Annotated in this window: 18 protein-coding genes; 9 read left to right on the plus strand and 9 right to left on the minus strand. The window is 57.0% G+C overall.

What is annotated here, in order from left to right; genetic code table 11:
- Nucleotides 1-56: 56 nt before the first annotated feature.
- The 3 genes from ACR3EH_RS06335 to ACR3EH_RS06345 all read left to right on the plus strand — a co-directional run bounded on the left by ACR3EH_RS06335 (nucleotide 57) and on the right by ACR3EH_RS06345 (nucleotide 2,803).
- A complete protein-coding gene (locus ACR3EH_RS06335; protein WP_171187056.1) occupies nucleotides 57-1,151 on the plus strand; it encodes a Zn-dependent alcohol dehydrogenase in 1,095 nt (364 codons plus the stop codon).
- A gap of 19 nt (nucleotides 1,152-1,170) precedes the next feature.
- Nucleotides 1,171-2,403, plus strand: a complete 1,233-nt coding sequence (locus tag ACR3EH_RS06340; RefSeq protein ID WP_171187058.1) for a mandelate racemase/muconate lactonizing enzyme family protein — start codon at nucleotides 1,171-1,173, stop codon at nucleotides 2,401-2,403.
- A 112-nt stretch (nucleotides 2,404-2,515) separates the two neighbouring features.
- Entirely contained in the window at nucleotides 2,516-2,803 is a 288-nt protein-coding gene (locus ACR3EH_RS06345) for an ArsR/SmtB family transcription factor (RefSeq protein WP_171187149.1), read from the plus strand.
- 4 nt (nucleotides 2,804-2,807) lie between these two features.
- Here ACR3EH_RS06345 and ACR3EH_RS06350 read toward each other — a convergent pair whose 3' ends face one another.
- Nucleotides 2,808-5,804: a cyclic nucleotide-binding domain-containing protein gene (locus tag ACR3EH_RS06350; protein WP_171187151.1), complete on the minus strand. Its 2,997-nt coding sequence runs from the start codon at nucleotides 5,802-5,804 to the stop codon at nucleotides 2,808-2,810.
- 245 nt (nucleotides 5,805-6,049) lie between these two features.
- Between ACR3EH_RS06350 and ACR3EH_RS06355 the strand changes: the two genes are divergently transcribed.
- Nucleotides 6,050-6,412, plus strand: a complete 363-nt coding sequence (locus ACR3EH_RS06355) for a DUF3307 domain-containing protein (RefSeq protein WP_171094491.1) — start codon at nucleotides 6,050-6,052, stop codon at nucleotides 6,410-6,412.
- A 6-nt stretch (nucleotides 6,413-6,418) separates the two neighbouring features.
- On the opposite strand, the gene ACR3EH_RS06360 is transcribed toward ACR3EH_RS06355, so the two are convergent.
- The 7 genes from ACR3EH_RS06360 to ACR3EH_RS06390 form a co-directional block, all read right to left on the minus strand.
- On the minus strand, nucleotides 6,419-7,150 hold the full coding sequence (locus tag ACR3EH_RS06360) for a hypothetical protein (protein ID WP_171187060.1): 732 nt from the start codon (nucleotides 7,148-7,150) through the stop codon (nucleotides 6,419-6,421).
- A 56-nt stretch (nucleotides 7,151-7,206) separates the two neighbouring features.
- Nucleotides 7,207-8,511, minus strand: a complete 1,305-nt coding sequence (locus ACR3EH_RS06365) for an NAD(P)/FAD-dependent oxidoreductase (RefSeq protein ID WP_171187061.1) — start codon at nucleotides 8,509-8,511, stop codon at nucleotides 7,207-7,209.
- The gene (locus ACR3EH_RS06370) at nucleotides 8,508-9,182 is read right to left on the minus strand and encodes a TetR/AcrR family transcriptional regulator (RefSeq protein ID WP_171187063.1); all 675 of its coding nucleotides are present in this window, start codon (nucleotides 9,180-9,182) and stop codon (nucleotides 8,508-8,510) included. Before ACR3EH_RS06370 ends, ACR3EH_RS06365 begins: the two co-directional genes overlap by 4 nt.
- On the minus strand, nucleotides 9,183-10,727 hold the full coding sequence (locus tag ACR3EH_RS06375; protein WP_171647590.1) for a trimethylamine methyltransferase family protein: 1,545 nt from the start codon (nucleotides 10,725-10,727) through the stop codon (nucleotides 9,183-9,185).
- Nucleotides 10,728-10,729: 2 nt separating this feature from the next.
- On the minus strand, nucleotides 10,730-13,132 hold the full coding sequence (locus tag ACR3EH_RS06380) for a GcvT family protein (RefSeq protein WP_171187067.1): 2,403 nt from the start codon (nucleotides 13,130-13,132) through the stop codon (nucleotides 10,730-10,732).
- Between the two features lie 113 nt (nucleotides 13,133-13,245).
- Nucleotides 13,246-13,875, minus strand: a complete 630-nt coding sequence (locus ACR3EH_RS06385) for a glutathione S-transferase family protein (protein WP_171647592.1) — start codon at nucleotides 13,873-13,875, stop codon at nucleotides 13,246-13,248.
- 18 nt (nucleotides 13,876-13,893) lie between these two features.
- The gene (locus tag ACR3EH_RS06390; RefSeq protein ID WP_371732018.1) at nucleotides 13,894-14,391 is read right to left on the minus strand and encodes a class I SAM-dependent methyltransferase; all 498 of its coding nucleotides are present in this window, start codon (nucleotides 14,389-14,391) and stop codon (nucleotides 13,894-13,896) included.
- Nucleotides 14,392-14,624: 233 nt separating this feature from the next.
- On the opposite strand from ACR3EH_RS06390, the gene ACR3EH_RS06395 reads away from it, so the two are divergent.
- From ACR3EH_RS06395 to ACR3EH_RS06415, 5 genes are read left to right on the plus strand one after another with little or no spacing between them, the layout of a single operon-like run.
- A complete protein-coding gene (locus ACR3EH_RS06395) occupies nucleotides 14,625-16,397 on the plus strand; it encodes an ABC transporter ATP-binding protein (protein WP_171187070.1) in 1,773 nt (590 codons plus the stop codon).
- Nucleotides 16,390-18,303: an ABC transporter substrate-binding protein gene (locus tag ACR3EH_RS06400; protein WP_171187072.1), complete on the plus strand. Its 1,914-nt coding sequence runs from the start codon at nucleotides 16,390-16,392 to the stop codon at nucleotides 18,301-18,303. Before ACR3EH_RS06395 ends, ACR3EH_RS06400 begins: the two co-directional genes overlap by 8 nt.
- Before the next feature lie 14 nt (nucleotides 18,304-18,317).
- Nucleotides 18,318-19,346, plus strand: a complete 1,029-nt coding sequence (locus tag ACR3EH_RS06405) for an ABC transporter permease (RefSeq protein ID WP_171187074.1) — start codon at nucleotides 18,318-18,320, stop codon at nucleotides 19,344-19,346.
- A complete protein-coding gene (locus ACR3EH_RS06410) occupies nucleotides 19,343-20,497 on the plus strand; it encodes an ABC transporter permease (protein ID WP_171187076.1) in 1,155 nt (384 codons plus the stop codon). The genes ACR3EH_RS06405 and ACR3EH_RS06410 overlap by 4 nt, the downstream gene beginning before the upstream one ends.
- Nucleotides 20,494-21,846, plus strand: a complete 1,353-nt coding sequence (locus ACR3EH_RS06415; RefSeq protein ID WP_171187078.1) for a CoA transferase — start codon at nucleotides 20,494-20,496, stop codon at nucleotides 21,844-21,846. Before ACR3EH_RS06410 ends, ACR3EH_RS06415 begins: the two co-directional genes overlap by 4 nt.
- Before the next feature lie 84 nt (nucleotides 21,847-21,930).
- Here ACR3EH_RS06415 and ACR3EH_RS06420 read toward each other — a convergent pair whose 3' ends face one another.
- The gene (locus tag ACR3EH_RS06420; RefSeq protein ID WP_171094410.1) at nucleotides 21,931-24,312 is read right to left on the minus strand and encodes a mechanosensitive ion channel family protein; all 2,382 of its coding nucleotides are present in this window, start codon (nucleotides 24,310-24,312) and stop codon (nucleotides 21,931-21,933) included.
- Between the last annotated feature and the right edge of the window lie 177 nt (nucleotides 24,313-24,489).

The following is a 24,489-nucleotide window of genomic DNA, read 5'->3' on the forward strand; positions in this document are numbered from 1 at the left end:
CCTTGCGAGTTGCCGTTTCCCGGGCCACCGTGAACGCAACGGGAGAGAGAGAAAACATGCAAACAATCAAAGCCGCAGTCTGCCGGGCATTTGGCGAACCTTTGGTGATCGAAGAGGTTCAACTCGCAGCCCCCGGCACGGGCGAGGTCGAGGTAACACTGGACGCCGTGGCCATCTGCCATTCGGATATATCCTACGCCGAAGGCGCGTGGGGCGGATTCCTGCCCGCAGTATACGGTCACGAGGCCGCAGGCGTGATCAGCGCTGTTGGCGATGCTGCAGGGGGGTTCAAAGTTGGCGACCCTGTGGTTGTAACACTGATCCGTGCCTGTGGAACGTGCCCCAGCTGTGCGGGCGGAAAACCAACAATCTGCGAAACACCATACGATACGGTCAAAGGTCCGTTGAAGACCGGTGATGGAGGTCCACTCGAACAGGCCATGGCGTGCGGAGCCTTTGCTGAAAAAGTTGTGGTGAGCCACCGCCAGATCGTCAAAATTCCAGAAACCCTGCCCAAGGATCTGGCCAGCCTGCTTTCATGCGGCGTGATCACCGGAGTCGGTGCTGCGGTCAATGCCGCTGGTCTACGGCCTGGTCAAGACGTTGTGGTCATTGGTGCGGGCGGCGTTGGCCTGAACGCCGTTCAAGGCGCGCGGATTGCAGGCGCGCGGCGGATCGTGGCCGTGGATATGACCGAAGAAAAGCTTGAGATCGCCAAGGAATTCGGCGCAACCCACGGCGTGTTGGCCAGTTTGGACCAGCCCTGGAAAGCCGCTTACAAGGCGTTAGGCGGGCGTGGTGCGGATGCGGTTCTGATCACGGTTGGCGCGATCCCTGCTTATGATCAGGCGCCGCGCTATCTTGGCCTTGGCGGCAAGGCGATCATGATCGGGATGCCGCATTCGGGTGACATGGCCAGTTATGAGCCCGTTGTTCTGGCAGCCCTGGGCCAGGGCGTTGTTGGGTCGAAGATGGGAGATGTGGTGATTCAGCGGGACATTCCGTGGATGGTGGACCTTTATCAACAAGGGCGGCTGAAGCTGGATGAGTTGATCTCGGGCCGCTGGTCCCTTGATCAGATCAACGAGGCTATTGCTGACACCAAAACCGGATCGGCCAAGCGCAACGTGATCCTGTTCAACAGGACCTGACCCACCGAAAGGATTTGGGATGAAACTGCAGGATCTCGACATTATCGTAACCGCCCCGCCTGCGCCGGGCTGGGGTGGGCGCTATTGGATACTGGTCAAGGTGACGACAGACACCGGTATCACCGGCTGGGGCGAATGCTATGCCTCCTCTGTCGGACCAGAGGCGATGCGCCATGTCATTCAGGACGTGTTCGAGCGGCACATGCAGGGTGAAAACCCAGAAAACATCGAACTGATGTTCCGCCGCGCCTATTCCAGCGGCTTCACCCAGCGACCGGACCTGACCGTGATGGGCGCGTTTTCAGGGTTGGAGATCGCCTGCTGGGACATTCTGGGCAAGGATCGCGACCGCCCGGTATATGCTTTGCTGGGCGGAAAGATGAACAACCAGATCAGGGCCTATACGTATCTTTACCCCCTGCCCCAGCATAATCTGACTGATTTCTGGACATCTGCTGAGCAAGCTGGCGAAACGGCGGCTGAAATGGTGCGGCGTGGTTATACTGCCGTCAAATTCGACCCCGCAGGCCCCTACACGATCCGGGGCGGCCACATGCCCGCCATGAGCGACATTTCCATGTCAGTTGCCTTCTGCAAGGCAATCCGCGAAGCGGTGGGCGACAAGGCCGATTTGCTGTTCGGCACACATGGTCAATTCAATACCGCCGGGGCCATCCGGCTGGGGCAAGCGTTGGAGCCTTATCAACCGCTTTGGTTCGAAGAACCCACGCCGCCAGACATGATCGAAGACATGGCCCGCGTCGCCCGCAATGTCCGTATCCCCGTCGCCACCGGCGAACGCATGACAACCAAGGCCGAATTCGGCGCCGTTTTGCGCGCCGGGGCCGCGGAAATCCTGCAACCGGCGTTGGGACGCGCGGGCGGGATCTGGGAGATGAAGAAAGTTGCCGCAATGGCTGAGGTCTTTAACGCACAGATGGCACCGCATCTCTATGCAGGGCCGGTGGAATGGGCCGCCAATGTCCATCTGGCCGCGTCGATCCCTAATTTGCTGTTGCTGGAAAGCATCGAAACACCGTTCCATGACCAACTGATCAAAGGGTCTATTCGGGTCGAGGACGGGTTCGTAACCGCGCCAAAAGCGCCGGGCCTAGGTATCGATGTCGACGAAGCCCTGGCCCGCGCGCATCCTTATGAGGGCCGCGACCTACATCTGCAAATGCAGGAAGAGCCCTGTGATTACGTCAATGGCAACGCTTTTCAAGGCGGCGCACCGGCAACCGAGGGGTGACAACACCAGCGTGTTTGAGGCATATTGTTCCGATAATAATCGGAACAACGGTCAAAACGTGGCACTCAAACAAACCGATCCTCAGGCGCGCAGCACAGACACTCTGCCGGATATGAAAGACAATGCTGCCCGCGCGGCTGCGTACCTTAAAACATTGGCCCATGAAGGGCGGTTGATGATCTTGTGCCACCTTGGTGACGGTGAAAAATCCGTGGGTGAACTTGAGAATTTGCTTGAGTTGCGACAGGCCGCTGTCAGCCAGATGTTGGCCCGCCTGCGCGAAGAAGGGCTTGTTTCGACCCGCCGGGAAGGCAAGGCGATCTACTATTCCTTGCGGGATGGGAACACGGAACAGGTGATTGGTCTGCTCTACAAACTGTTCTGCGCAGAAGACAGCTGATCGCTTAACTGGAGACGTAGCCTGCGATCACCTGAAGCAGCTTGAAGGCGGTTGCAGCGTCGTTCTCGACAACGGCAAGGAATTCCTCTTCACCGATGCGCAGGCAGGAAAGCTGAGTTTCTGCCACCATGCTCAACGCGCGCGGCTCTTTGCGGATCAATCCCAGCTCTCCGACCAAAGCACCCGGCCCTACTGTGGTAATCAGCTGATCCGGTCCTTGGTCCTGTGGCAGGTACAGACCGGCCTCACCTTCAAGCACAACATAGGCGCCATCGGTTGGTTGATCGTCTTTCAGGAATACCACCTGCCCCGGCTCGGCTTCGAACCAGCGTGCACCAAAGGCCAGCAGACGCAACTGCCGCCGGTCCAGACCCGAAAACAAGGGGGTCTGTTCCAAGGCTCGCAATTTTCGCGCCAGGTCTGCTGATGCTGCGCTGTCTTCCTCCACGTCGACCGGTCCTCCGTCCGAGACCACACGACCTTGCCGGATTTCCACGTACATGTCGAATACATCGGGATTTTCGAACTGATCGTTCAGGTAGATGACAGTTGTTTCAGGCAGCAACTCTCGGAGTTTCTTGTAGACGGCCACCTGCGTTTTCATGTCATAGCTGGCCAAAGCGCTTTCCAGGATCAGGATGTCCGGTTTTTTGATCGTGGCCCGGGTAAACGCCAATGGCTCGGCAAACACTGCGGGCAGGTTCTGACCACCCAAGGCCACCGGCACGTCATAAATCAGTTCCGTCACCAATGGCCGCGCACCGTTTTCGGCCAGCACATCAACAATCAGCTTACGCGCCTCATCGGAACGGGCACCGCCAATCTGACTGACTTTTCCGAACAGCGCATTTTCCATGACTGTCAGCCCCGGCGCGTAAACTTCGGGGTCCAAAGGAACAAAGACATCCTTCAAACGCTCCATCAGCTTCTCAGAGTGGCTGTGCCGCAGTTCGAGGATACGGTTCTTCAGTTCATCAGTGAACGCAGGCCCGATCTGTTCGGCCGAAATTACAAACGGTACCGCCAGCATATTGGCCAGCTGTTCATCATCCAGCCCCGCCGAGCCTTCCTTGCGCGTGTGTTCCACCAAATCCACGGCGGCTTCATAAGTCTGTGCATCCAACCCAAGCTTGCGGAACAATGGGTGATCCGTTCCGTCAAGGCCAAAGATCTGGCGCAACATCTCGATCACGTCGCGGGTCAATGCGATCAGTGTTTCATCCAGGCCCAACTCTCGCAATTGGCCCAGAAAGACCTTCTGTTCCACCAGTAAGGCGTGGTTCACCGGCACACAGGGCGTGGCAAACAGCAGGTTCTCGGCCACAGGCAGGGCCGGGTTGTACAGGTTACGATCAAAAATCAACGCTTGTTGTTCAAGCCCCGCATCCTGAACAGCCTGACGCACAGTCGGTCGCAGCTGGACCAGTTTCTGAGCCAGTTCACAATGCTCGGCTGCGTTGAAGGTTTGTTCAGCACCGCGTTGAAACAGGGCCGCGCCCGAGCCCATGCCGTCGATCAGTTGCAACCACCAATCGCGCAGAGCTGCCGCGTCCTGAAGTCCGGCCAAAGACGGATCAAGCCAATCCGCCTTGAACGGATCGGAACTGTTCCCCGCCCGCAAGGTTTCTGCGAAATCGGGATCATCTGTACTATTTGCCAAAGGACGGAACCGCATCGGCATCATCACATTGTCACCCAGTGTGCCCTGAAACATGACGGGGCGTGAGGTGGCATACCCGATACGTGCGGCTACGACGCCTTGATGCAATTCGGCCAGATTGACCTCGCCAATCCGAACCTTGCCGCCAGTTGGCAAGATTTCACGCGTCAACAGTTCCGCAATCGCCCGTCTGTCTTCTTCGCTGGGTGCCGAAATGCCGACTGTCTTCCCGCCGGGAAAGCTGAGGTTCAGATCGTCCAACACCTGATTGCCGTCCATGTCCCGAACCGAAACATGATCCAGCACTATGTCGCCGTTCAGATGAGGGCGTGCGTCAGCTTCGCCCTCAAACAGGGCTTCGTCCTGCATCCCACCTGGCGCAAAGCGGTCAATCACCACGTCCCAACGCAAAGACATATCCTGCGTCTGGTTGTAGTAAGTCAAAAGCTCTTTCCAAGGTGAGCTCAGGTCCTTGTAGGCTGCAAGCGCTGCAACCAGCGCTCCCAACGAAACCGAGCCTTGCAGCACCAGCAGACCACCGATCAGGTAGAACATGAATGGCGTCAGTTGAGAGATGAAGTTGTTTATGAATTTCATAAAAAACTTCTTCTGGTAGATCTCGAACCGGATGCCGAACAACCGCCCCAATTGGTCGGAGATCATCGCACGGCGATACCGCCAGCCGCCATTTGTGCGAAGCGTCGACGCCCCTGCAGCGTTTTCACCGATTTGGGCCGCAAGCACCCGCACTTCCTGAATACGCTTTTTGTTCAGCAGGTTGATCTGGCGTTGCAGCTTAGGGATCAGCCACGCTTGCACCGGGATCAACGCCACAGCGGCCAAACCAAACCAAAAACTCTGCAAAAACAGAAAGGTCAGGATCGTGATCATCTGACCGGCCTGCAAAACAGGCTGGCTGATCGCGTCCCCCATCAACCCGCCCATCGGCTCGCTTTCAGCGGTGATCATCGACACCATCTCACCCTGGCTGACTCGCTCGAAATAGGGTTGCGGAAAGCGCAATGCGCGGCTGATCAACTGATAGCGAAAGCGTCGCAGCATCCGCTCGCTCAGCACACCTTTCATGGTGTTGATGCGCATTTTCATCAGGCCATGCCCCAACACGGCCGCTAAAAACGCAAAGCACAGAATGACCAGAAAATTCGTCTGCGACATCGTATAGCCCAAGATGGTCACTTCCGGGTTGGGTGCACCAATCGCGTCGTTGATAATGCGCTTTGGCAGTTCCAGCGTCAGGTACAGCAGCGGGAACAAGGTTGCTGTCACGGCCAGCAAGATCAGCTGGTCGCGTTTGGAGTACTTCCAGATAAAGCGGAAAATCGTGCGTTCTATGGAACCTGCCCCTGCTGCTGACCGACGACGCGGTTCAGATGTTATCCACGCAAATTCAACAGCATGACTCTACTGCCATCCAGACACAATTAGCAATTTTTTTCCCGATTACGCGAATTCTTAAGCTTATGTGAACTAGTTCATTTACGTATGCCCATCTAATTGCCTAGAGTGGTCAGCAGGACGATATCGGGAGGGTTCTTTTGACTGCCAGTTTTGGCGCAGTGTTCCTTATGCTTTGCTTGCTGCTTGTAAAGCATATGTTCGCTGACTTTTACCTCCAGACACCGAAGATGCTTGCTGGACGTGGTGAGTATTTTCACTTGGGACGCGCGCAACATGCTGCTGTGCATGTCGCGGGCTCTGTCATTGTGTTTGCTGTGTTTGGTGCGCCCCTGACCTTCATTTTAATCGTCGCCGCGCTGGAATGGATCATCCACTTCAATATCGATTTCGTTAAAGCCAGTTATTCCGACAAGAATCGCCTGGAACCTTCCCAAGCCGCATTTTGGCGCGCAGCCGGGTTGGATCAATTGATGCACAACCTGACATATGTGGCGATGGTCTGGGCCTGGGTAACTTTCGCGGCGACCTGAGTCAGACTACGCCGCGTTTTCTAACGCGCCCGCCCGATAGGCCTGCAACCACATTCTGTCCAGCGCATCGATCTTTACCGGGTCGAACTTGTGTTCAACCTCCCAATACCGGCCCGACTCGACAGAATAACCCAAGTCTTGCTCGGCCTGCTGAGCTGCACGCATTCCGATTGTATCGACAAGGGGCAACGCAGAAAGGTTCGATAGACCGGTTGAGGGGAATACCAAACGGCTAGGCCCACTGGACAGCCTTACAGTTCTGCACCCTTGTGCAGCGGCGAACAGCCCAAGGCGTGCGGATTTGGCTTCAAGCGAACGCAGTGTCACATCATCTCGCAGCGGGTCTGCGGCTCCGGTTCCGTAGAAATGGGTCTGTCCTGAACCCGAATACACCATATCACATCCAAAGAATGCCATTACAGCCGGGTTCAAAGCCGACAACGCCCAATACCCAGCGGTAAAGGCCATGGTTCCACCTGCATAAACGAATCCACCATATTCATTCTGTCGTGGGACGTAATCCTCCGCCGTGACGATGCGTTGAGTGGGGCCGATATCCGTTGGGCGTCTTTCAATTGGAAAGTCTTCGGGATGGATCAGGAAGTCCCAATCCTTGCGAATGCGCCAAGCGTTATTGATTGCGACGACATGCGTGAAAGGCTTGCGAGACCAAGCCCGTGCCTCTAACGCAGAAGGGGCACTTCCCAGGATCAAAACTTTGGTCTGTTTGTCGGTCATAGCGGGGCCACCTTCGTTGCCAGCCCCGCATGACGTAGAGCATTTGTGGCCCGCGACTAGCCCAGCACCGAGAAACTGCTTTCTTCGTTGATCGGGCGTTTGCGGGAATAGAAGCCCACATCAATGTTCCGCTTGATATAGGGCAGCTCGAACTGCAGCGGCTCTGCGTCGTGGTCGGCACCACCTTCACAATACGAGATCAGAGCCGTCATCATCTTACCCGCAATCGGCGCGTTCTTATACTGGTTCCCGCTGGAACCGCACGCCATGTAGAACCCCGGAAGACTGGATTTGTCATAGATCGGAATCCAGTCGGTGGACGCATCATACAGGTCAACAACTCCCCGCGTTTTCGATGGGATGCCAAGACTGGGGACGCGTTGCGCATAGCGCATCGCCTGCGTAGTCCATTGGTCAGTGAACTCATGGTTATAGTTCACATCGTCCTCGCACCACTGATGCGGATCACATTCCGGGTCTTCTGATCCGACAAGGATATGGTTTCCATGTTCCGGGCGACAATAACAGGCAATGTCGCTGTCCGAGACGATGGTTCCGTCATTTTCAAAGTCGAACCCTTCTGGTGCCGGAACATGTACCACCTCTTGCCGCAAGGGACGGGTTTTGATGGTCATGTCGTTCAGAACACCGGCCATCTCGTTGATGATCGCCGAACCCGGCCCCGCTACGTTGACCACGACCTTGGCGTGGATTTCCTCGCCCGACGCCAGTTTGACACCGGAAACGCGCCCGCCCTCGGTCAGTATTTCGGTGACTTCAGCTCCAGTGCGCACTTCGGCCCCATGCTGTTTCGCGGCATCCATCAGGTTCTGCGCAGACAAGGCCGGGTCGGTGACGTATCCCGCTTGCGGCCAATACACACCCCCGGTCATCTTCCGCCCGTTGGACTGGCCGAATTCCGGATCATCCATACGACGCGCCGGGGCAAAGCTATCCAACGAATAAACCGGCAGACGCTCGACGACTTTCTCAGCCGACCATTCCTCAAAGGGGCAGTCCAAATCCGACGAATTGCGCATGTGCTTTTCCAACATGCCGTTTGCGTCGGTCTTCATGACCAGACATCCCGTTTCACGGAACTGGGCCAGATTGGCATCTTCGGGCAGACCCAAGTAGTCGGCCCAGTCCCGCCAATAATGGTAGCCTTCCCACGCAAATGCGGTCCCGTCGAAGGTCGAGTAGTGCATCCGGATAATGGCGCAGGACCCTGCGGTAGATCCGTGACCGACCTGAGTGTTACGGTCCAGTGACAACGTTTTCCAACCTGCTTTGGACATCTCGAACGCGATTGCTGCGCCGATCACCCCGGTGCCGATAATGATAGCGTCTGGTTGACTCATGTCAGTTCTCCTTTCCAATAGCGCATTGAATACACGCTGAATTCTTCGACTTCTTCAGGTTTCGGCTTAACGCCCGTGAAGGCATAGAGGTAATGCGGAACCATAGAAACTCGCGTCTCTATGGGTTCGTTCAACTGCGCCAGATCGTAACCAATCTGCATGTAATACAACACGCGTGCGCGCGTCTCAGATTCGATGTCGGAATAGCCATAGCGGGCAAACATAGCGTGCAGCGCCTCAAGCCTCCGTGCATCGGATTGGTCCAGCGCCCGCCGCACCTTACCGGATTTGCGCGCCCAGTCACGAACGGCAAAGTCCAGCGCAGTATCGAACAGTTCTGTATTCACCACACATCGATGCACATTGCAAACGGCTGCCGTGATCGTCTCGGCCGAGGCTTCGGCTTGTGCGACCAATGCTGCGGTGTTGGTCGCCTGCCAACGGGCCAGGAGTGCATCCAACAACTCCTGCCGGGACTTGAAATACCAATAGAAAGATGATCGCGATACAGCCATCCGCTCGGCCAGGTTCAGAACCTTGATCTGGTCCACGCCGTCCGAAATCAGCACATCCATCGCCACGTTCAGCCAGTCGTCACGCGTGACCTTGATGTTGCCGACCAGAGGTTCGGCTTCGGGGTCGTCGCGATGCAGGATGGGTTTGGAATTCATTCAACTCTCCGGCGGTGCACCGCCTTCGGCGGTTCGGCGATTGATGAAATCGTGCAAGGCACCCAATTTGTCACCATCAACTGTTGGAGCTTTGAAGTCATTCAGAATGCCCTTCCAAACGCCAGCCGCCCGATGGTTGGCATCTACTGCACCTCGCTCGGTCCAGGTGCCAAAGTTTGCATAATCGTGCAGATGCGGTTGATAGAACTCGGTGTTATAGCGTTCCATGGTCTGGCTTGAGGCAAAGAAGTGACCGCTGGGTTCTACTTCACGCAAGGCAGTATCAAATCCGATCTCGACCGCGCCCGCTTGCGCGCCCGCGCAAAGTTCGGCCACCATGTTCAGGACCTCAGCATCGCAGACCAGTTTTTCGAAAGATACGGTCAGACCACCTTCCAGCCAGCCAGCAGAGTGGATGATCACGGTCGCCCCGGCCATCAAGCACCCCCACAAACCAAACTGGTTCTCGTTCGCGGCCTGCACATCGTTGATGTTTGACGCTGATCCTGCAGCAGACCGCCAGGGCAGCCCAAGATGCCGCGCCAGTTGCCCCGCCGCCAGGGACGCTTGGAAATGTGACGGAGTACCGAATGCAGGCGCACCGGATTTCATGTCTACATTGCTTGTGAACGTTCCATAACAGACCGGAGCACCGGGCTTGGCCAACTGCGTCAGGGTCAAAGCTGCAAGCGCCTCGGCATGGGACAAAGTGATCGCCCCCGCCACCGTAATCGGTGCCATCGCCCCCATCAGGGTAAACGGTGTGATGATCGACATCTGACCATGACGTGCAAAGTCGATCAGACCTTGCGCCATCGGAATGTCCAACGTGCGCGGGCTGTTGGTGTTGATGATTGTGTAGCAATGCGCATTGCCCCGGAATTCATCATCCGCAAGGCCACGGGCTGTGGACAGCATCTCAAAGCAATCCATCACCTGCGGCGTGCCACGCGAGAAAAAGAACGGGAACTTGTCCGTTAGTTCCATCTGTGCCTGTGTCGTAAAATAGTGGCGCAAATGGGTTGGAACGTCCTGCGGCTCGACCTGAGGCGAAATCATCTGGAACACATCGAAATGATGCGTAAGCTTCAGAAACTCCAGATAATCCTGCCCTGTCGCGGGGCGACGACCGCGTTCAAGATCGGTTGCGTTCGGCGCGCCCGCGCCTGGTTGAAACACCAGCGAACCCAGTTCAAGCGTGAAGTCCCTCCGCCGCGCGCCGGCTCGGCAATCAATAGAATTGGGGGCCGAGGCCACCGCGGCCTCGATCATTTCGCGCCCAATGAAGACCATTTCACTGTCTTCGTCTACGCGCGCGCCGCCTTGTTTGAAAAGCTTGCGCGCCTCGGGCAGCAGTACCTTTACGCCCAATTCTTCCAACGTACGCAACGCGGTTTCATGCATGTCCGCAATTTGCTCCGCCGGAAACACCTCCATTTGCGGGAAAGGGTTCTTGAGCTGGCGATAGTTCACGTCGCGGCTGGGTGGCGGGGCGGCCTCAGCCCCCCGTCCGCGCCGCCTGCGTCCTCGGTCCTGAGCGCTCATGATCAGCCTCGCATCGCTTTGCCTTGCGGGTCATAAGGCGACGGCGCAACCACGCGTGCCGACCGTTCCACGCCAACAACGTGGACGGACAATTCCGTGCCCGGTTCAGCTTTGTCGCGGTCGATCAGCGCCATTGCCAGCGATTTGCCGGTGTAATGCCCATAGCCACCCGAGGTCACAAAACCAACGCGTTCACCATTGGCCCAGATCGGCTCGTACCCGCTGGCATCCGCATCAACCGCATCGATTTCCAGCGTCGCCTGCACCTGTGCCGGACCATTGCCATCACGTTCGGCCAGCGCGGCCTCTTTACCGACAAACTCTTTTTCCCAATCGATCCAGCGATCCATGCCGGTCATGCCGGGTGTATAGGCTTGCGTGAACTCCGCTGACCAAATGCCAAAGCTCTTTTCCAACCGGGTCGACCCCATGGCGTTGAAACCAACCTCGCGAATGCCTTCTTCGGCACCGGCCTCCAACAAGATACGGCGCAGCTTGATGTGGTCACCATAGCGGCAGTTGATCTCGTACCCTTTTTCGCCGGTCACCGACATACGCGCCACGCGAGCCCGAACAAGGCCGATGTCAAAATCGCCGCAGCCCATGAACTTGAGGCCAGAGATGTCCTGTTCCGCCAGCTTCTCGACCACGGCCTGCGATTTCGGCCCAACCACGGCAAAGCCGCAATATTCCTCACCTAGATCACGCAGCTCGACACCTTCAATCATGTGATCGTCGAACCAGCGCATGTGCCAGGCGCGCAGATAATAGCTGCCCATGATCCACCAGGTACCGTCGCCCCAGTTCAACACGGTCAGGTCACCCTTGAGCCGCCCGTCCTCACCCAGCATTGGGGCCAGTTTCGCGCGCCCCGGGGCAGGCAGTTTCGAGGCCATCACCCTGTCGAGCCACGCTTGGGCATTCGGGCCGGTGACTTCAAACCGCGAGAAGCCCGAAATATCCATCAGGCCCACACCTTCGCGGATGGCCTTGCACTCTTCAGCCACGATGTCATGTGCGTTGGACCTTTTGAGCGTCGGCGTTTCTTCGAACCCTTTCTCTGCGAAATACAGCGGCACTTCCAGATCCCAACTGACGCCCCATTTGCAGCCTGCTTCTGTCATTGCGTCATGTGCCGGGGCCATCTTGAGTGGACGGCCTGCGGGCAGCTGTTCGTTCGGATAGGTCATCACAAAACGACGGGAATAGAATTGCCCAGTGGTTTCGCGGATATAGCGTTTGTTCTGTGCATAATCGCCATAACGGGCCACATCCATGGACCAGGCGTCGGCCTCGGGCTCACCATGGATCATCCATTCGGCCAGCGTCTTGCCAACGCCACCCCCTTGAAGGAAGCCCGCCATCACAGCGCAAGCCGACCAATAGCCACGCTTGCCGGGGACAGGCCCGACCAAAGGATTACCATCAGGTGAGAACGTAAAGGCCCCATTCACCCATGTCTTGATGCCAACATTTTGGATTGAGGGGTAACGCTCAAAGCCCAGGGTCAATTCGTTCTCGATCCGGTCGAGCTGTTCCTGGAACAATTCTTCACCGTAGTTCCAGGGCGCGCCATCCATGGCCCAGTGCTCGTGATCGACCTCGTAAATGCCGACCAGAACACCTTTCTGGTCCTGCCGCATATAGGTGAACCCTTCAAGATCCACGGTCATCGGCATCTCAAAATCGGCGGAAGCAACTTCTGGCACCGTGTCGGTGATCAGATAGTGGTGCTTAAGCGGCGACACCGGCAGCTCGACACCAGCCATGCGCCCGACCTGCTTGGCCCAAAGACCCGCAGCGTTCACAACGTGTTCGCAAGTGATCGTGCCTTTGTCGGTCACAACCTGCCAGCCATCATCGGTCTGGATCAGTTCTTCGACCTTGGTTTCCTCGTAATACTCAGCGCCACGTTTCTTGGCTGCTGTTGCATAAGCCTGCACGGTGCCGGTTGTGTCGATATACCCTTCACGATCCGCCCACATGGCCCCGATAACGCCATCCGTCGACATGATCGGGCAGCGTTTCTGTGCCTCTTGCGGGGTCAGCAATTCACAATCATCGATGCCGATGGACTGGAAAATACGGTAATTGGCCTGCAACCACTCCCACCGTTCAGGCGTTCCGGCAAGGGTCAAACCACCTGTCATGTGCAGACCGATATTCTGGCCCGACTCCTTTTCGATCTCGCTGAGAAGGTCGATGGTATAGGCCTGCAATGTCGCCATGTTCGGGTCAGCGTTCAGTGCATGGATGCCACCCGCCGCGTGCCAAGAAGACCCGGACGCCAATCGCCGCCGTTCGAGCATAACAACATCGGACCAGCCGAACTTGGCAAGGTGATACAGAACCGAGGCGCCGACAACTCCGCCCCCGATGACCACAACGCGATACTGAGATTTCATCCGAACCTCTCCCAAAACAGAATCTGCGGAGACGCTAGTGACACTGTTCACTTCTGTCTAGACATTTCTGTACAGTCTGGGTCAGCAGGAAACCGCACCCAAAAATCCGTTTACTACAGGCTGGCGCTGGGGCGGGATTTTATGTTTTCAAACCATGCAGTTGTGGCGACGTTACCCTCGGGAATTCGCATTTTGATCACCCGCGCAAAATCCACAAACACAAAGGCCGAAATATCGGCGAGCGTAAATTCATCCCCTGCAAGGAACCGGCTTTCCGTCAATCGCGCTTCCAAAAGATCGTAAAACCGCGCCACACGATCTTTTCCCCGCTGCGCCAGTTCCGGGATCTGAGCATAGTTGGACGGGCCAGGAATGGCGCGGTCTTTGAAAGCCGGATGACTGTTGCGAAGTGTTTCGGCGATGGGCAAACCACCCTGCTGCTCGACGATCGCATTCCACATCAGAACCAAACCTTTTTCATCCGGGTTTCGCCCCATCAAAGGTGGTTCGGGGCAACGCGCTTCAAGATATCCGGCAATTCCCATGTTTTCGGTCAGAACTGTGCCTTCATCGGTGACCAGTACAGGCACAGTGGCGCGCGGATTGATGGCGCGAAACGCCGCGCTCAATTGCTCGCCCTTGGCGATCGAGACTTCGCGGGTCTCGATCTCAAGCCCTTTTTCCGCAATGAACATGCGGGCACGCCTGGGGTTTGGGGCTGTTGAGCAGTCGTAGAAAATCATGCTGGCGTCCCTTTTTGGTCAGCGACGGTAAATGAAACAGCGCCCCTCGACAGCGCCTGCGGGCAGCGGCATCTCCGTCAGCCCTTCGAAATACATACGGTCACTTGACACCATCAGGCCACCCGGGGCCAGTAATGGCTCGATCAGCGGCGACACGAAACGTGCAAATTTATCGTTCTTTTCGCGGTTGTGCCCGCCCAAATCCGCATGGATCAAGCTTGCGGTCGCACCAAAACGGTCAACCGATGACGGCAACGTCTCGCGCACATCGCCCAGAATTACTCGATCCTCGGGTGGGGTCGAATCTGGGTGCGAGGCGACCGCGCGTTCGAAAACGTAAACTGGACGCTCATCCATATGCTGCACCAGATGGTGATAAGTGCGCCCATTGCCCAGACCCAGTTCGAACACCGGACCGGCCATGCCGCGGGTATGCGCAATGGCAAAATCCAGACAGGCACGCTGCGACATCATGCGGTCGATGAACAGATCCAGACGGCTTTGATTCTCGGACACCGGTAAATATCTCCTTGATACCAATCGAAAGCATAGATGCGTCCGATGCGGCCCTAGATGACAAATTCTCAAGACTTTGTGTAGCGATGAAGCCCAAAGTTTCACATTTCCGCGACATTTCAGCATAAGAACGGGTTTGACTAGACGGGCGGAACCGCGCGACACTGATGAAAAAATCACGGGGAGTTGAAACAACCGATGTTACCTATTGGCCAAACGGGTAGAAAACCCGCATGAGCGCGTTGTTGTCCGTCAGAAACCTGAGCATTGGCTTTGGTACGGGCAATTCCGTGGTCACGGATGTGAACTTCGACGTCGAGGCCGGCCAGACGCTTGCACTGGTGGGTGAATCCGGATCGGGCAAAACAATCACATGCCGGGCCGCTTTACGTATTCTACCCCGCTCTGCACAAATCCGCAGCGGCACAATAACTCTGAACGATTCCAAAGGGATGTCGGAACTGACATCGATCTCTGAACGCGAGATGCGCAACATTCGCGGTAATCGGGTTTCGATGATCTTTCAGGAACCCATGCGCTCGCTCTCGCCTTTGCACAAGATCGGCAATCAGGTCAGCGAAGTCCTTTGGCTGCATCGCGGGTTGTCCGAGGCTGAAGCCCGGAAACAGGTTATGACCCAGTTTGACCGCGTGGGCTTTCCAGATCCGCAGCGTGCCTATGACTCGTACCCGTTCGAGCTGTCAGGTGGCATGCGTCAGCGCGCCATGATCGCCATGGCAATGGTATCCAAGCCCGAACTTCTGATTGCGGACGAGCCGACCACTGCGCTTGACGTAACGACACAGGCACAGGTGCTTGGCCTAATTAAAGAGTTGCAACGCGAGACCGGCATGGCGCTGATCCTTGTCACCCATGACCTCGGCGTGGTTGCCAATATGGCCGAGCAGGTGGTGGTCATGCACAAGGGCCGCATTATGGAATCTGGCCCCGCCGCACCGATCCTGACCGCTCCAGCGCATCCCTATACTAAACAGTTGTTCGACGCCGCTCCCGCAATACCGGATCAGGATGCCGTAGGGATTCCCATGCCTGACGAAGATCTGATCCTTCAAATGAAGGGTGTGTCCAAGACCTATACGATGAGGTCCAGCAAGGGGTGGCAGGCCGACAAGGCAATTTATGCCTGCCGCGGCGTGGACCTTAATCTGTCGCGCGGAAAAACGCTTGCCATTGTTGGGGAAAGCGGATCAGGCAAGACAACGGCCGCCCGCATTGCTCTGGGGGCAGAACTTCCGGACCCCGGCGGCGAAGTTCTTTTCCGCACCGCGCCTGACGCTGACCCAATCACGGTACACAGCATGACGCGTGCCCAGCGCACGGCGTTTCAGCGAAAAGCGCAGATGGTGTTTCAGGACCCTTACAGCTCGCTGAGCCCCCGCATGCGTATCCAAGACGCAATGACCGAGCCGCTTGAGATCCACAAGATCGGCACCGTGGCTGAACAGCGCGAGAAGGCGGCCGAGATGCTGCAACGCGTTGGCCTGACAGAAGACATGCTGAAACGCTATCCCCACGCTTTCTCCGGCGGGCAGCGGCAGCGCCTTTCAGTGGCCCGCGCCATGATGCTGGACCCGCAGCTGATTGTTTGTGACGAACCTACGTCGGCTCTGGACGTCTCGGTTCAGGAGCAAATCCTGACCTTGTTGGAACACCTGCAAGACAGTCTGAACCTGTCTTATCTGTTTATCTCGCACGATCTGGCCGTTGTCGCCCGGATCGCTGATGAAGTTGCCGTCATGCGGCGCGGCCTGATTGTCGAACAGGCCCCGCCCGAAACGCTTTTCTACAATCCGCGTCACCCTTACACCAAGGCGCTGATTGCCGCTCAACCCGAACCCGACATCAACCGTCCGATTGACCTGCAAATGGTCTCTCTGGGCGCCGGCGCGCCGGACAGTTGGGAAGAAGCCTTCCGTTTCTCGGACACCGTGATACCTTCATTGGTGGAATTGGAACCGGGCCATAAGGTACGTTGCCATGTTTAAGACCACTCGCCCCCTGATCCTGGCCGCAATGCTGGCCCTTTCGGGGATGCTGCCCGCGACGGCAGAAACCCTTCCTGCTCCTCAGGAAAGCACCTTCTGGAGCTCTGAGGTTGAGGCCGGCAATCTTCCGCCTGTTGAAGAACGTCTTCCCAAGGAACCGCTGGTTGTTGATCTGGCCGCCAAAGGTCGCGAATTCGGAACGCAAGGTGGCACCCTACGCACGATGGTGACGCGGTCGAAAGATATCCGCCAAATGGTCGTCTATGGCTATGCTCGCCTTGTCGGGTTTAACCAGGACTATGAAATTGTGCCCGACCTGCTGGCCTCGTTCGAGAACGAAGACAATCGCAAGTTCACGCTGAAACTGCGGGAAGGGCATAAATGGTCGGATGGCTCACCCTTTACGTCAGAAGACTTCCGCTATTGGTGGGAAGAGGTCGCCAATAACGAACTGCTCAGCCCCTCGGGCCCGCTTGAGTTTCTGATCGTCGAAGGAAAGTCACCCACTGTCACCTTCCCTGATGAAACCACGGTGATCTTCGAATGGGAGGATCCAAACCCGGACTTCCTGCAAACGCTGGCGAATGCCCGGCCGCCCTTTATCTACCGACCGTCCGCCTTCCTCAAACAGTATCACGAGAAATACGCCGATCCCGAGGAATTGGCGTTTCTGGTTGAGGACGCAAGGGTCAAAAGCTGGGCCGCGTTGCACAACAAGCTGGACAACCTTTACAAGTTCGACAACCACGAACTGCCGACATTGCAACCTTGGCTGAACGCAAGCTCGGGTAAAAAGATCCGCCACAACTTCGTGCGCAACCCCTATTATCACCGTATCGACAGCAACGGGGTGCAACTGCCTTATATCGATGTGGTCGAGATGGAGATTGTGGCCCCCGGCCTAGTTGCCGCCAAGACCAACGCAGGTGAAAGCGATCTGCAAGGTCGCGGGTTGGCCTTCCGGGACGCGTCGATCCTTAAAAAAGGCGAAGCTCAAGGCGGCTACAAAACACTGCTCTGGAAAACCGGCGTAGCGTCCCAAGTCGCGATCTATCCGAACCTCAACTTTGCAGATGACGTCTGGCGCGACGTGTTGCGTGACGTTCGCGTGCGACGCGCTTTGTCGCTGGCCATAGACCGCAACACAATCAATCAGGCTCTGTATTTCAAACTGGCGCGTCCCGCGGCGATGTCCGTGCTGCCCGCATCGCCTTTCTACAGTGAAGAGAACGCCGCAGCCTGGGCGCAATACGATATTGATCAGGCCAATGCCCTGCTGGACGAAGCCGGTCTGACTCAGCGCGACAAGAATGGCATCCGCCTGTTACCCGATGGCCGCCCGATGGAGTTGATCATCGAAACCGCCGGTGAACGACAAGAGGTCGAGAACGCGCTGCAAATCGTCACCGACAACTGGCGCGAGATCGGGGTCAAACTGGTGATGCGTCCGCTGGACCGCGACATTCTGCGCAACCGCGTGTTTGCGGGCAACTCGATGGCGTCAGTTTGGTTTGGATGGGATGATGGCATCCCGCAGGCACATACGTCCCCTGCCTATCTGGCGCCCACCGATCAGGTGTTTCTGGCCTGGCCCAAATGGGGTCAATATTACCAGACAAAAGGCGAAGCTGGCGAAGCCCCCGACATGCCCGAAGCTGAACGCCTGATGGAGCTGGCCCATGATTGGGAAATCGCCACAAGCGATGAAGAACGCATGGCTGCCTGGACGGAAATGCTGAAAATTCATGCGGACCAACTATATGCGATTGGTATCCTGAACGGCGCGCCCCAGCCTGTCGTTGTGTCAAACCGTCTGCGCAACGTACCGGAACAGGCTATGTGGGCATGGGAGCCCGGCGCGCATTTCGGTATCCATCGCCCGGACGAGTTCTTTTTCGCCGACTAAGCAGGAGCAGCAAAATGGTCATGCTGCGCTATGCGGTGTATCGATTCTTCACGATGCTGCTGACGCTGTTGGTGGTCTCTGTTCTGATTTTCACAATCATCAACCTGCCGCCCGGTGACTACCTGAGCAACCAGATTGCCGAGCTTCAGGCCTCGGGCCAATCTGCCGGTGTCGCCAAAGCCGAGTTTCTTCGCACGGAATACGCTCTGGATCGTCCCATCTGGGAGCAATACCTGATCTGGATGGGGTTCTGGCCCGGACCGCACGGCTTTTCTGGATTGATTCAAGGGAACTATGGCTGGTCATTTGAATTTGACCGACCTGTTTCAGAAATTGTTGGCGATACGCTTTGGCTGACGGTCGTCGTCAATCTGGCCGCAATTCTGTTCGTCTATGCAGTTGCGCTTCCATTGGGCGTTATAGCGGCTGCACGGTCGCGGACGTGGATCGACTATACCTCGGCCTTTGTCGGATATTTGGGTCTGGCCACACCGAACTTCCTTCTGGCTCTGATCTTGTTCTACTACGGACACCAGTATTTCAACCTGCCCATCGGCGGCCTTATGGATCCCAAATTCGAAGGCGAGCCGATGAGTTGGGACAAGCTGAAATCCATCCTCGTTCACTTGATCGTGCCAACCTTTGTGATCGGCACGTCGGGGGCCTCGGCCATGATGCAGCGCCTGCGGGCAAATATGCTGGATGAGCTTGGCAAGCCTTATGTCGAAACTGCGATTGCCAAAGGTATGGCCCCGTCGCGGATGCTGACCAAATACCCACTGCGCGTAGCGTTCAACCCTTTCGTGGCCGATATCGGCAACCTGCTTCCGTCAATGGTGTCAGGCTCGGTTCTGGTTTCTGTTGTTCTGGGCCTACAAACCATTGGCCCGACCCTGCTGACGGCTTTGAAAACACAGGATCAGTTCCTTTCGGCCTTCATCCTGATGTTTGTCGCCTTGCTGACGCTGATCGGTACGATGATCTCGGACATTCTGCTGGTGATGCTCGATCCGCGCATCCGTTATGAGGGGCGCGAAGCATGACCGAACGTCCCGATGACCGCTTTGTCGATGACGCGCCTTTTGACCCACAGGCGTCTGTTCAACAGCTCGAACGCGCCGATCTGGACGCACCAAACTGGGTGCTGGTCTGGCGCAAGTTCCGCACCCACAAGCTTGGATTGATCTCAGGCATCTTCCTGCTGTTGTGCTATCTGATGTTGCCCTTTGCCGGGTTCATCGCACCCTATGGACCCAACGACCGCAATGGCGAGCACCTTTATGCCCCGCCCCAATCGGTTCACTGGTTCCATGAGGGTGAGTTTATTGGTCCTCATGTATATCCCATCGTTGCCGAAGCGGATCTTGAGACATTCCAGTGGAAATTTGTGCCCGACACAGACGACCCACGCCCCATCAGGTTCTTTTGCGAAGCGTCAGACTACCGTCTGGCCGGGTTCATACCATCCGACACCCACCTGTTTTGCGCCCCCGAAGGCGCCACCCTGTTCCTGTGGGGGTCTGACCGACTGGGGCGCGACATATTCAGCCGCATCCTCTATGGCGCTCAGCTTTCGTTGACAGTGGGTTTGATCGGTATCTCAGTGTCGTTCTTCCTGGGCATCTTGTTCGGCTCGATGGCGGGTTATTTCGGCGGGCGCATCGACTGGACGATCAACCGCGTCATCGAAATTCTGCGTTCGTTGCCGGAACTTCCTTTGTGGCTGGCGCTGTCCGCCGCCGTGCCATCGAACTGGAGCCCTGTTGCGGTCTTCTTCATCATCTCGATCATTCTGGGTATACTCGACTGGCCTGGCCTGGCGCGTTCTGTTCGCGCCAAGTTTCTGTCACTGCGTGAGGAAGAATATGTGCGTGCGGCTGAAATGATGGGCGCGAGCTCGGGCCGGGTGATCCGCAAGCACCTGCTGCCAAACTTCATGTCGCACCTGATCGCATCGGCCACGTTGTCGATACCAGCCATGATCCTGGGTGAAACAGCACTTAGTTTCCTTGGGTTGGGCCTGCGAGCGCCTGCCGTCAGTTGGGGTGTCATGCTGAATGATGCGCAAAACCTCGCCTCGATCGAGATTTACCCGTGGACGGCCATCCCGATGCTGCCGATCATCGTGGTCGTGCTGGCTTTCAACTTCCTCGGTGACGGGCTGCGCGACAGTCTGGACCCCTATCAGCAATGAGCCTGCTCGCCACCCTTCCTGCTGCAGACAGCTATCGCAGAACGGGTGACGGCGCGCTGCCAAGTGCTTTCGCGGTATCTGAGATGGCGACAGCCAGCTTTGCGGCGGTTGGTCACGAAATGGCCCGGTTGATGCAAGCGCTCAACCTGTCGTCTGCTACGCCTGAAATCAAAGTCGATCACCGGCTGGCATCCCTTTGGTTCGGCTATTCTTTCAAACCAGACGGTTGGGAAATGCCGAGCCTCTGGGATGCGGTCGCGGGCGACTATAAAGCCTCGGACGGATGGATACGCCTGCACACCAACTTACCTCGCCACCGGGCGGCTGCGCTGAAGGTTCTTGGTACTCCGCCTGATCGCGAGGCCGTGGCAACTGCCGTCAAGTCATGGTCTATAGCGGATCTCGAAACCGCAGTGGTGGCAGAAGGTGGCGTTGCCGCTGCCATGCGCAGTCGAACCGAGTGGCTGGAACATCCGCAAGGCCGCGCCGTGTCACGTGATCCACTGATTGGCTGGCAAGGGCCGCGCTATGTCAAACTACGCGACAGGCCGCAGGCAACTGCCGAACGGCCCCTGGCAGGACTACGCGTGCTTGACCTGACACGTGTTCTGGCCGGTCCGGTCTCGACCCGAACTCTGGCCGGTTTCGGCGCCGAGGTTCTGCGCATCGATCCTCCGGATTGGGATGAACCGGGTGTGATCCCTGACATCTCGCTCGGGAAACACTGCGCTTATCTGGACCTCAAATCAGACGATGGCCTGGAGCTACTGCAAGAATTGCTGTCTCAGGCGGACGTATTTGTGCACGGGTATCGACCGGGCGCATTGGAGGCTTTGGGTCTGACGCGCGCCAAACGCGACGAATTGGCTCCGAACCGGATCGAGGTCACTCTGGACGCATATGGCTGGCAGGGACCATGGTCCTCCCGACGCGGCTTTGACAGCCTTGTGCAGATGAGCGCGGGCATTGCCCATACCGGCATGGGCTGGGCGCAGGCGGACAAACCAACCCCCTTGCCGGTTCAGGCTTTGGATCACGCGACAGGGTATTTGATGGCAGCCGCTGTTCTGTCCGCCCTGTCAGAGGCCGCCGCAGGTAATTCGATCATGCACGCCCACCTGTCCCTTGCACGCACTGCCGAGCTTTTGGCCGTGCTCGGCAAGGACGATGCCGAAGCTGCACCCATCAGCCCAACAACCGCAGACTACAATACAGACCCCGAACCCTCCGGCTGGGGGCCCGGCCAGCGGCTCAAACCAGCGCTCCAAGTCGGTGGGGCATCTATGCGTTGGGATCTGCCAGCATCAAAACTGGGCACATCCAAGCCTGTTTGGCCCTTTACCGCCTAGGCACCCAACCGTCGCGCGGAACGCGCGGCCCACGCTTTGTGTCGCGTCTTGCCATAGACGCATTCCGAAGCGGCGGGAGAGTCCCTAGCGGTCGTCGCCACCCGGCCCGATGTCGTCCAGATAATCCTCGTCGATTGCAGTCTGTACTGCTCCAGTCACGGCCTCTCGCTGCTTAGGCGTCAGGTCCTCGGCTTCTTTGCCGTCCGCCAATCTCACAGTGACTTCACGGTGTGCAAATTTGATTCCCTCACGAGCAAACAATTCACGAATGTCCTGGTAGACCTTTTTACGCACCAACCACTGATCGCCCGGTTTGGTCATGAACTTGACCCGGATAATCATAGCAGAATCCTGCATCTCAATCACACCCTGCGATTTCAGCGGTTGGATAAAGTTATCTCCGATCACAGGATCGCTCAGCAGTTGCTGACCCAGTTTCTTGATCAGCTTGCGCACCTTCTCGACATCCGTGTCATAGGTGACGCGCAAGGGCAGTTTCATGATGACCCAATCGCGCGAATAGTTCGTCAGCACCTTGATCTCACCAAAGGGGATAGTGTTCAGCGCACCCAGATGGTGCCGCAGTTGCATGGACCGGACCGAGATCTTCTCGACCGTGCCTTTGACATCGCCGATGTCGATATATTCGCCTTTGCGGAACGCATCATCCAGCAGGAAGAACGCACCGGAAAAGATATCACGCACCAATGTCTGCGAGCCAAAGCCAACGGCCAGACCCACCACACCGGCGCCGGCAAACAGTGGGCTGACATTGATGCCCAGCTCCATCAGAGCAATCAGCACAATCGTTACGACAACAACGGCCAGAATCGCGCCTCGGAATAGGGGCAGCAACGTTGCCAGACGACTTTGTCCGCCCTCACCACCTTCATCACCCAGTTCGGCTTCACTCCCGTCATCGACCTCTTCCGCGATTTTACTGTCGATCCAGATGCGGAAGAAGTGAAACAGGATGTAGCCGATGAAGATGATGACCATCACATCCAGCGCGCGCTCGACCGGCAAATCCTGGCTCCAGTCCGCATCCGGGTACCAGATGACGACAAGCGCATAAGCCCCGATCACAAAGGCCAGAATGCCGGCCACGCGGCGCGCCAGATCTTCGTAGGTCAGGAGATATTGCTGGCGCTGCTCGGCCTCGGGCGTTTCCGCCGGGGCGATCTCGTCATCCTCTGCCGCCGCTTCTTCGTTGATTTCGTCAATCATACGGGACCGGTCGAAATACCGTTCCAGCAGATAGTTCATCGCCCCATAGGCGATGACGACGGACATGAAGATCAGATAGCTGCTGGCAATCAGGGGAATTGGCGTTGGATTCTCCAGCGCCAGATCAACGGCCAAACGGAACCAGCTAAACACGACGTAGACGATGAGGACCGGCGCCCAACCATAGGACACAACCCGCAACAACCAGGATACCTGATCCCCAGCCCGTCCGCCGCGGATCGCGTTCGAGATGGCCCGTGCGTTGAACAGGATCATCAGAACGTTGCCCAACGCGCCAATCATCGTCAGCCCACCATAGACCATGGCATAAACGTTGTAGTTCAGGCCAAAATCCGCGACCCAGGTCGCAAACAATACAACCGAGATGTCATAGGTTGCTAAGGCCGATGCCCAGATGTAAAGCCTGCGGGCGTTTTTGTCCGAGAAAGGTGGCAGTCTGTATTGGCTCAGATAGGGCGACAGAACCATCCGCCACAGATCGGATACAGTACGCGCGAGGAAGAACGCCGTGAAAATAGCCGTGACTGTAAACTGGATCGAGATGTCCTCGGCCTCGCCGAAGAACAGGTATCCAACAATCAGCGCCATCAGCATGGCAAAGATCGTGCCTCCAATCCCCATCACAAAGCGGAAGACAAGGAAAGGCATCTTTTCGCGGTATCCAACAGGGTCGTCTTTGACCCGGGCCACAACCCAGCGCCGAGCAAAGCGTTTGCCGTAAATCTCGATCGACAGCCAACGCCCCAACAGCAAGAACAGGACGTTCCAGCCCAAGACCTCAACATAAGTCTGGATGCGCCCGTCAGGGCTGGTCTGACGTAGAATATACTGCACTTCGAACACTGAATAGGGCAGCGCCTCGAGCCTCGATTGCATCGAATCGCGGAATTTCGAGAACCGCTCCTGCGCCTTCATCAGCTGCGATCCGTCGCTCATGGGGTTGTTTGCCCCACCGCCGCCTTCGGCTGAGCCTGCCTCTGCTCCGCCCGCCGTTGTCACGACCTGACCGGCGCTGTCTATGACAATCACACTTGCACCGGCTTCGCTGGCAGCGCGGATCGCGGCGGCAAGATCGTTTTCGGGCACCGTATCGGATGTGCTGCTCGATCCCGAACCGTAACCGGGAATCAACGATGTCTGCGCCGAAACACTGACCGGAAAAGCCAGAACGAAAGCCCACAAAGCCAGGACTATTGCGGCCAGAAAGGTATGTTTCATAGGGTCTTGCATCCAGTTTTTCCGATGCAGGTCAGATTAAACAAGCGTTGAAGGCAGTTCAAACACTCGCACGTCTCTGTCTCAATATCGTGTAGAGGCGTGGTATTGGCGCACAGGCGTGTTGCAGCTATTTTCAATCTGGCAAAAATTGAATATGACTTAGCACAGGTTGCGGGC

Source organism: Ruegeria sp. BG7, from assembly GCF_056535685.1.

Coding starts and splice junctions, on each gene's coding strand:
- ACR3EH_RS06335 (WP_171187056.1), top strand. CDS start 57: ATGCAAACAATCAAAGCCGCAGTCTGCCGGGCATTTGGCGAACCTTTG.
- ACR3EH_RS06340 (WP_171187058.1), top strand. CDS start 1,171: ATGAAACTGCAGGATCTCGACATTATCGTAACCGCCCCGCCTGCGCCG.
- ACR3EH_RS06345 (WP_171187149.1), top strand. CDS start 2,516: ATGAAAGACAATGCTGCCCGCGCGGCTGCGTACCTTAAAACATTGGCC.
- ACR3EH_RS06355 (WP_171094491.1), top strand. CDS start 6,050: ATGCTTTGCTTGCTGCTTGTAAAGCATATGTTCGCTGACTTTTACCTC.
- ACR3EH_RS06360 (WP_171187060.1), bottom strand. CDS start 7,150: ATGACCGACAAACAGACCAAAGTTTTGATCCTGGGAAGTGCCCCTTCT.
- ACR3EH_RS06365 (WP_171187061.1), bottom strand. CDS start 8,511: ATGAGTCAACCAGACGCTATCATTATCGGCACCGGGGTGATCGGCGCA.
- ACR3EH_RS06370 (WP_171187063.1), bottom strand. CDS start 9,182: ATGAATTCCAAACCCATCCTGCATCGCGACGACCCCGAAGCCGAACCT.
- ACR3EH_RS06375 (WP_171647590.1), bottom strand. CDS start 10,727: ATGAGCGCTCAGGACCGAGGACGCAGGCGGCGCGGACGGGGGGCTGAG.
- ACR3EH_RS06380 (WP_171187067.1), bottom strand. CDS start 13,132: ATGAAATCTCAGTATCGCGTTGTGGTCATCGGGGGCGGAGTTGTCGGC.
- ACR3EH_RS06385 (WP_171647592.1), bottom strand. CDS start 13,875: ATGATTTTCTACGACTGCTCAACAGCCCCAAACCCCAGGCGTGCCCGC.
- ACR3EH_RS06395 (WP_171187070.1), top strand. CDS start 14,625: ATGAGCGCGTTGTTGTCCGTCAGAAACCTGAGCATTGGCTTTGGTACG.
- ACR3EH_RS06400 (WP_171187072.1), top strand. CDS start 16,390: ATGTTTAAGACCACTCGCCCCCTGATCCTGGCCGCAATGCTGGCCCTT.
- ACR3EH_RS06405 (WP_171187074.1), top strand. CDS start 18,318: ATGGTCATGCTGCGCTATGCGGTGTATCGATTCTTCACGATGCTGCTG.
- ACR3EH_RS06410 (WP_171187076.1), top strand. CDS start 19,343: ATGACCGAACGTCCCGATGACCGCTTTGTCGATGACGCGCCTTTTGAC.
- ACR3EH_RS06415 (WP_171187078.1), top strand. CDS start 20,494: ATGAGCCTGCTCGCCACCCTTCCTGCTGCAGACAGCTATCGCAGAACG.
- ACR3EH_RS06420 (WP_171094410.1), bottom strand. CDS start 24,312: ATGAAACATACCTTTCTGGCCGCAATAGTCCTGGCTTTGTGGGCTTTC.